The organism is Levilactobacillus huananensis (assembly GCF_003946145.1).
Taxonomy (GTDB): Bacteria; Bacillota; Bacilli; order Lactobacillales; family Lactobacillaceae; genus Levilactobacillus; species Levilactobacillus huananensis.
The window spans coordinates 22,647-29,318 of the sequence record NZ_RHOC01000018.1; the positions used below are offsets into that span (position 1 = coordinate 22,647).

The window sequence follows — 6,672 nt, forward strand, 5'->3', positions numbered from 1 at the left end:
CCTTTCATCTAAAACAAATGAAATAATCGTACTTTTATTTTAGAAAAGTTATTGGGTAAAAGATCATCACCATTAATTATTTTTTTAGCATTCTCGTTAAATCTAGATACATAGTCATTCCCAAATTCATTACCCAATTTTGCAAAAGCATTGGTCATTTCATATTTACGATTAGGTAAATTATGAGCATCCGAAGCAAAAATGTATACTTGTCCAGACTGAATTAATTGTTTACTAAATTTTTGTACTTTGTGACCAAAGATTCCAACATAACTGCCAGCTGTTATTTGAGAAAGACAACCTCTACTTAATAATTCATATAGAAGGTTCGGTTGTTTCATAATCTTAGTATTACGTTCTGGATGAACGATAACCGGTATGATTCCCCGTTGCATGAGTTCATAAACCATGTTACTGGTGTAGCTTGGGACATCATCATCTGGAAATTCCAACATTAGATATCGCCTACCCTCATCAGCAAATAAAATATCATCTTGATCAAGAGCGGTTAATAAATCACCATTTATTCTAACTTCCTGCCCAGGGAAAACCTTGAGTGGAATTTCGTGTCTATCAAGTTCCATTTGAAACTCTTGTGCTTGCTGAATAACTACTTTTTTGTGATTAAGATAAACACCATTCATATGGTGAGGTGTTAGTAATGCACAGTCGATGCCATCCCTTACTGCATCATTAGCTAATTTCAAAGAAATATCCATACTTTTAGACCCGTCATCCACCCCTGGGAGCAAGTGACAATGTAAATCAATCATTTTATATCATATCCCTTGGTAATTATTTGCCCTTATTATCATAACCGTATCCATAACCGTACCCGTATCCGTATCCATAGCCATTCTTAGGTGTAACGTCATTTAATACATAACCTAATAAATTGGCTTTAACCATTTTTAAGAGCTCAATTGAGCGCTTTATAGCCAATTTTTGTGCTAATCCTTGGCGCACTACCAGCACTACCCCATCAGCCTGAGCTGCAATAATTTGCGTATCAGTAACTGATAGTAGTGGCGGAACATCTAAAATAATCACATCATAGATTTTCTTAAAATAAGAAATTAATTCTTTCATCCGATTAGAAGCCAACAGGTCTGATGGATTAGGTGGAATGGGACCACTAGTGATCACAGATAAATTATCAATCTCCGTTTTTTGCACTACTGAATTGAAATCTATATCAGTGGATAAAGCCGTGGATAGGCCATTGGTATTTAATAAACCAAATGTCGTATGTAAAGTTGGACGTCGCAAGTCTGAATCAATAAATAGAGCCTTCTGCCCTTGCTGAGCCCAAATGACCGCCAAGTTAGCGGAAACAGTTGATTTTCCCTCGCTAACTGCCGAAGAAGTAAAAATAATTGTTTTTAATTTTTGATTAACTGCTGAAAAATTAATATTTGTCCTAACTGTACGAAATTGTTCGGAAACAATATCTTTAGGATCAACATCAGTAATTAACTTCACACCGTTTCTTAAAGTATCAGTGGAAATTTTTTTCTGTTTACGACGAAAAATATTCATAATTTTCTCCTACATAATTAAAATTTAAACTCTACGATGCTTTGATTTGAGATGCTCGCCATGTCGTTCATCAGCAAAACGTGAACCGCGTATTTTACGAATTTCTACTATATGGCCTAAATTAGTCAAATTTAACTCATTAGTTAAAAATTCATCATCTTTAATCGTAGTATCCGTTATTTCTCTAGTAAATGCATAACCTAATCCAACCAACAACCCAACTATCATCCCAGTTAGGAGCACTACTGAAGTTTTAGGAAACGATTTCTGCTTTGTGGGGGTCGCTTCAGAAACAATTGTGACATTGTTGATGCTCATAATTCGACGAATCTTTTGCTTAAAAACCTTTGCAACTGTATTAGCGATTGCAGCTGATTTTTGTGGATCATCACTCTCCACATTTAAAGCAAAAACTTGTGAGTTTTGTTGATTAGTAACAGAAATAGCTCCCTGTAATTGTTTAACGCTCACATCATAAGGAGTCCCTGTTGATTTAACAACAGCTGGCCGTGATGCTTTAATTAAGTGACGATGACCATTTGCTGAAACATGGTATCGAGCCTTTCGTGCTGAACGAATTACTTTGACAGGATTAGCTAATCGCTCACTAGCTGTTTTCAAAACCAATTGGTTTGTAATGATATCCTTATAAGTACTGATCATTTGAACATCAGCTTGCTGATTCTGCAAAGCTGCCCCTGGAACTGAAGTATCTTTTTTTTGATTAACCAAAATTTGAGCAGTCGAAGTAAACTGGGGTGTAATAACAAACTTCTCTAAACCAACAGCAATAACTAAGCAAAGAATAAAACTAGCAATGATAAAAATAATATGTTTACGAATAATCCCTAATATTTGGCGAAAATCCAAATAATTTTCCATGCTGTCCTCCAAAAAATTTATATATAGAATTAATAACGCGTCAATCCTAAATTATTTCGAATAATATTTGATGATTTTATCAATTCAGATTTTGAAACCACTTCAAAATCTTGACCACCAATTTCCTTACCTACTCCTTGAACATGATCAGAAACAACATGATTACCAACCTTACGATAGTTTAGCGATAAACCAAACATTTGGGAACGATTCAAATCAGTTTGAGCCTGATTGGAAATTGATTTTAAAAAGCTACTAGATAGGAAAGTCTTATACGAAAACGATTTTTTTAATAGGCCTGTCAAAATCAATCGTTGACGTAATTGTCGCCCATAATCCCCTTGGGGATCACTGTAACGCATCCGAGAAAATTTCAAGGCATCATCACCATACAGGTGGTATTTCTTACCCTTAATAAAATGATCTCCCTCGTATGAAAATGTAAGTGGTGAGATGACCGTTACTCCTCCAACTTGATCAATTGCCCTTTTTAAACCACCCATGTTAACTAAAACGTAGTAATCGATCGGTACTTTTAAATATTTTTGGACTGTGTCAATAGATTCTTTAGTACCACCGTAAGTGTAAGCAGCATTAATTTTAGCAGGAGAATACTCTGAATACCCAGATAAATTGACTTTCATATCGCGTGGAAGACTCATCATAACTGTTTTCTGTTTTTCAGGGTTAATTGACATAATAATCATCGTATCCGTTCTGCCCTTATATTTACGTCCAAGGGCACCCGTATCAGTCCCCAAAAGTAAAATAGAAATGGGCCGTTTATTATCAATTAATTTGCCAGCGTTACGTTTTTTGTGGGCATTCGATTTTTTGTAAATAATATTGGTTGCCTTGTAAACATTATGGTAGGCAATTCCAGCAATACCTACCCCTAAAATCAATAACAATAATAGAAATAACCAAAATATTTTTTTGAATTTATATTGATTATGTTTTCTATGATTATGCAAATTCTTTTTAACAGGCACTTTCTTCATACGCTCCTAAATTAACCAAAGTTTAAAATTATAAATACAGCCCTAATCTTTACACTTATTTAATAAATAGTCAATTGGTAGATTGTAAAATATCATGCATTCCTTGCTTACTTATCTGCTAAACATTAAATGTGGTAAAAGATTTGTTAAAGTTCCGTTATTGCTACTTTTTTGTGATAGTTTTGATAAAAGGTAGATTGCAAATTTAATCCGAATTTTTGGACAAATTTGTCAGCATATTTCCCACATAGGAATGCACCAAGGCAAGCCCCTAAGACTAAAGAGCTTGACACGATTCCCTGACGGGAAGGAGTTAGATTTAATTGGCTAGTCTTGCTCATAAAAGCCAAAGCTCCATTGATAACACCAGTATCATACCCAAATAGGAATCCTCCCAAAGATATGACGTAAACACCGTAATTTAATAATCCATATTTTCTGCCACTTCTATTTTGCATAGCCAATTCGTCCACTTCTTTCAGCTTGTTAATAATTAGAGTGGCTTTACATGAAATTAAAGTAAAACATTTATAAAAAAAGCCAATTACTACAGTAATTGACCAGCCAATAACAACCATGGATTCATTTAAAAGATTGTTAAAAAGTTTAACATATCCACACTTCGGTAAAAAATACGTTGATAAATCATTTCGATTGCCCAATATTGAATCAGGTAACTTTCAGCTGCTCCAAACTGGTGATATTGTTTTGGCAGACGCATCAGAAGACTATAAAGAAATTGCTGAACCAATGTTAATGAAAAATATCAATGGAAGAAAAGTAGTACCTGGGTTACATACAATAGCTATTCGTCTTAAGTATGGAGATCCCGTTTATTACTTATATCTTTTTTTGTCACCAAGCTTTAGACATTATGTTTATAAAGTTGGAACTGGTTTAAAAGTATTTGGGATAAACTATGATAAAGTTCAAAAGTATTTTTCAATCTTTCCAGATGAAAAAGAACAAAAATACATTGGACAACTCTTGTTTTTGACTGATCATCTTATCGCTGCCAATCAGCGTAAGCTTGAAAAACTCCAAGAACTTAAAAAAGGGTATCTACAAAAGATGTTTTGCTGATTCTTAATTTGATCAAATTTAGGATCCTATGAAACTCCATGACTTAATTTTTGTTGTGCTTGGTCAATACTTAATTCACCTGTATAATAGATTACGCAGGAAGTTTTAAGGGCGGTGGCTGTCTTTTCCCTTGCGAGGTGAGGCCCATGGGAACATGGAATAATCTTCAGGAAGGTTTCACAGTCAATGAGCGTCTTCCAGACACTCTCGTTGATGTTGCTGTTTGGCACGTTTTTAATCGCGCTACTCAGCTATATCGACAAGCACCACAAATAAAAAAAACCGCCCTGTGTAACTTTGGTAGAGGTCACAGGACGAGCTAAAATCGTTTATTAAATTTCTGCCACCGCCTTTGAAGCGGCTTGCATGGGAAGTCTTGTTAGCGCAAGGCTTCCCTTTTCTATTATATTATAGCATGACCTTTAAAAACTGGCTAACGTTTTAGACTTTGATCAAGTTCGGATTCGTGTTGTTTGATCTCCGGATTCTGTTCAGCAAATGCTTGCAGTTGTTTTTGAGTTCGCTTACTGATTTTATGGTGTACATCATTTAACTTATTTTTTAGTCCTAACTTTTGTTGTGGATTAGTCGCTTGCTGAACTTGTTGTTGCAAGCCTTGATATGACTGATTAAGTGCTTGGGCTGATAGCTTTTTTAGATCATGCTCAGGTTCTTTTTGGGCTTCTTGTAAGCCTAATTGTTTGGTTAACCCGTCGCTAAGCTCAATCACTTTGTTGCTCACTTGCTGGATCTCACTTAAAGCACTATGGATCACGGCTTTATCTTTAGCCCAGGTGGCCACGTAACCGAGTGAGTAGTTGCTGGTATCAACGCCAATATTTTGCATGGCAACATACGCAACCGCTTCGGCTTGGGTTTCCTGATAGGCTCGTGGCCGATCTTTAAAGGCTGATTTTAAGCCGTGTAGCTGGCTATGCGCATATTCGTGGTATAACGTCTTTAGTTTCAAAGCATTGTCGGACTCATCGCCACCAATGACGATTTCATTAGTGCTGGGTTGAAAATACCCCTTAGCCCCATTTAGCGTCGCTAAAGGCACTTCACTGACTTTAAGGTCGGTTTGCTGGTTTAAATAATCTTTGAACGCGTTATATAAGCTTGTCACATTCTGATGATCGGCCAAATTTTCTTTGACAAAGTCTTTAGCACTTAACACTGGTTCACCGCTAGTTTGTGCCACATCAAAGACGGGTAGATAGCGATAACCGACAATGGCGCGCTCATCGGTGGTATCAAGATGCTTCTGCTCGGCTGGTGTTAGCTTCTTAATGATCGGAGCCGCAATCCGAATCGCTTTTGCGCCCCGGTTGACGGCGCGGTTAAAATCCTTCTGCCATTGCTTAAAACCGGCGACTTGAGTGGCTTGAGGATTTTGCGCATAAATTAAATCAATGTTTCTGGCGCTATAACGATGAAATTTAGCCAGGGTATTGAGATACTTTTTAAATTGGTCACTATCAGTTAATTTTAGGATTTGCTGTTCAGCCTGGGCGACTAATTGTGCTTTCCAAGCCTTAACATCTGCTTTATTTGGCATAAGTTACCCCTCCTCATCTTCAAAAATATCATTCAATGTTGGCAATGATCTTATTTGAATCGGGGTCGTGCCATAAAGGGCAACGTAACCGTCAGACATTTTTTGCCAGGCTACTTGATAATAAGCGCCGTTACCAGTGATTTCTTTTAAATACTTATAGGCTCCTTTAATTTTACATTTAGATTACAAGTGCATGCCCCCATCTTCATGCCGGTTTCGAGTTTGGTGTTGCCGTTGCTTTTTCGTCATTTCCCACTCAGTCTCCTTTAAACCTTGCGCCTGTTTTTGCCGTTCGTAATCTTCATCACGGGCATATAGGGCGGTCATGATTGCGTTACTAAAGGCCGTCTTTAAGTAGTAGCTTGGACTAACTGGCTTGTAATTTAGCGGTTGATAATGTCCAATATTTACTTTTCTATACTGGTCGTCCTTGGCTTGTTGCCCTTTTAAATGCTTTTGGATTTTCTCGATCTGACTGTTCTTAATCGTCGGATCGGCTTTGCATTCGCCAAAAAAGAGTTGTTTAGTGCCATCATGCTTTAAAACCCGTTGTAAGTGATGATTTTCTAACTGATCTAAGCTAAGCTGTCCCGATAAATAAGCTAGTCC

At 36.8% G+C, this 6,672-nt stretch carries 7 protein-coding genes and 2 pseudogenes; 2 read left to right on the top strand and 7 right to left on the bottom strand.

Features of this window, described 5'->3' with window-relative positions:
• Positions 1–8: 8 nt before the first annotated feature.
• The 5 genes and pseudogenes from EKM71_RS10280 to EKM71_RS10300 form a co-directional block, all read right to left on the bottom strand.
• Complete coding sequence (locus EKM71_RS10280) at positions 9–773, bottom strand: tyrosine-protein phosphatase (protein WP_125574524.1); 765 nt, start codon at positions 771–773, stop codon at positions 9–11.
• Positions 774–795: 22 nt separating this feature from the next.
• Positions 796–1,539, bottom strand: coding sequence for a CpsD/CapB family tyrosine-protein kinase (locus EKM71_RS10285; RefSeq protein ID WP_125574525.1), 744 nt, complete (start codon positions 1,537–1,539; stop codon positions 796–798).
• A 24-nt stretch (positions 1,540–1,563) separates the two neighbouring features.
• Positions 1,564–2,421 (bottom strand): YveK family protein, encoded by an 858-nt coding sequence (locus EKM71_RS10290; RefSeq protein ID WP_125574526.1) that lies wholly within the window; start codon positions 2,419–2,421, stop codon positions 1,564–1,566.
• Between the two features lie 29 nt (positions 2,422–2,450).
• Positions 2,451–3,422, bottom strand: coding sequence for an LCP family protein (locus tag EKM71_RS10295; RefSeq protein WP_089121839.1), 972 nt, complete (start codon positions 3,420–3,422; stop codon positions 2,451–2,453).
• Positions 3,423–3,637: 215 nt separating this feature from the next.
• Positions 3,638–3,880 (bottom strand): annotated as a pseudogene (locus tag EKM71_RS10300) (MFS transporter); the annotation flags it as partial.
• A gap of 136 nt (positions 3,881–4,016) precedes the next feature.
• Here EKM71_RS10300 and EKM71_RS11200 point away from each other — a divergent pair.
• Both EKM71_RS11200 and EKM71_RS11265 read left to right on the top strand, forming a co-directional pair.
• A complete protein-coding gene (locus tag EKM71_RS11200; RefSeq protein ID WP_225418040.1) occupies positions 4,017–4,505 on the top strand; it encodes a restriction endonuclease subunit S in 489 nt (162 codons plus the stop codon).
• Positions 4,506–4,718: 213 nt separating this feature from the next.
• Complete coding sequence (locus EKM71_RS11265; protein ID WP_222843308.1) at positions 4,719–4,781, top strand: putative holin-like toxin; 63 nt, start codon at positions 4,719–4,721, stop codon at positions 4,779–4,781.
• Between the two features lie 157 nt (positions 4,782–4,938).
• Here the strand turns inward: EKM71_RS11265 and EKM71_RS10315 are convergent, their stop codons facing one another.
• On the bottom strand, positions 4,939–6,063 hold the full coding sequence (locus EKM71_RS10315; RefSeq protein ID WP_125574527.1) for an ArdC-like ssDNA-binding domain-containing protein: 1,125 nt from the start codon (positions 6,061–6,063) through the stop codon (positions 4,939–4,941).
• A gap of 183 nt (positions 6,064–6,246) precedes the next feature.
• Positions 6,247–6,672 (bottom strand): annotated as a pseudogene (locus EKM71_RS10325) (nicking enzyme TraA protein); the annotation flags it as partial.

Coding starts and splice junctions, on each gene's coding strand:
- EKM71_RS10280 (WP_125574524.1), bottom strand. CDS start 773: ATGATTGATTTACATTGTCACTTGCTCCCAGGGGTGGATGACGGGTCT.
- EKM71_RS10285 (WP_125574525.1), bottom strand. CDS start 1,539: ATGAATATTTTTCGTCGTAAACAGAAAAAAATTTCCACTGATACTTTA.
- EKM71_RS10290 (WP_125574526.1), bottom strand. CDS start 2,421: ATGGAAAATTATTTGGATTTTCGCCAAATATTAGGGATTATTCGTAAA.
- EKM71_RS10295 (WP_089121839.1), bottom strand. CDS start 3,422: ATGAAGAAAGTGCCTGTTAAAAAGAATTTGCATAATCATAGAAAACAT.
- EKM71_RS10315 (WP_125574527.1), bottom strand. CDS start 6,063: ATGCCAAATAAAGCAGATGTTAAGGCTTGGAAAGCACAATTAGTCGCC.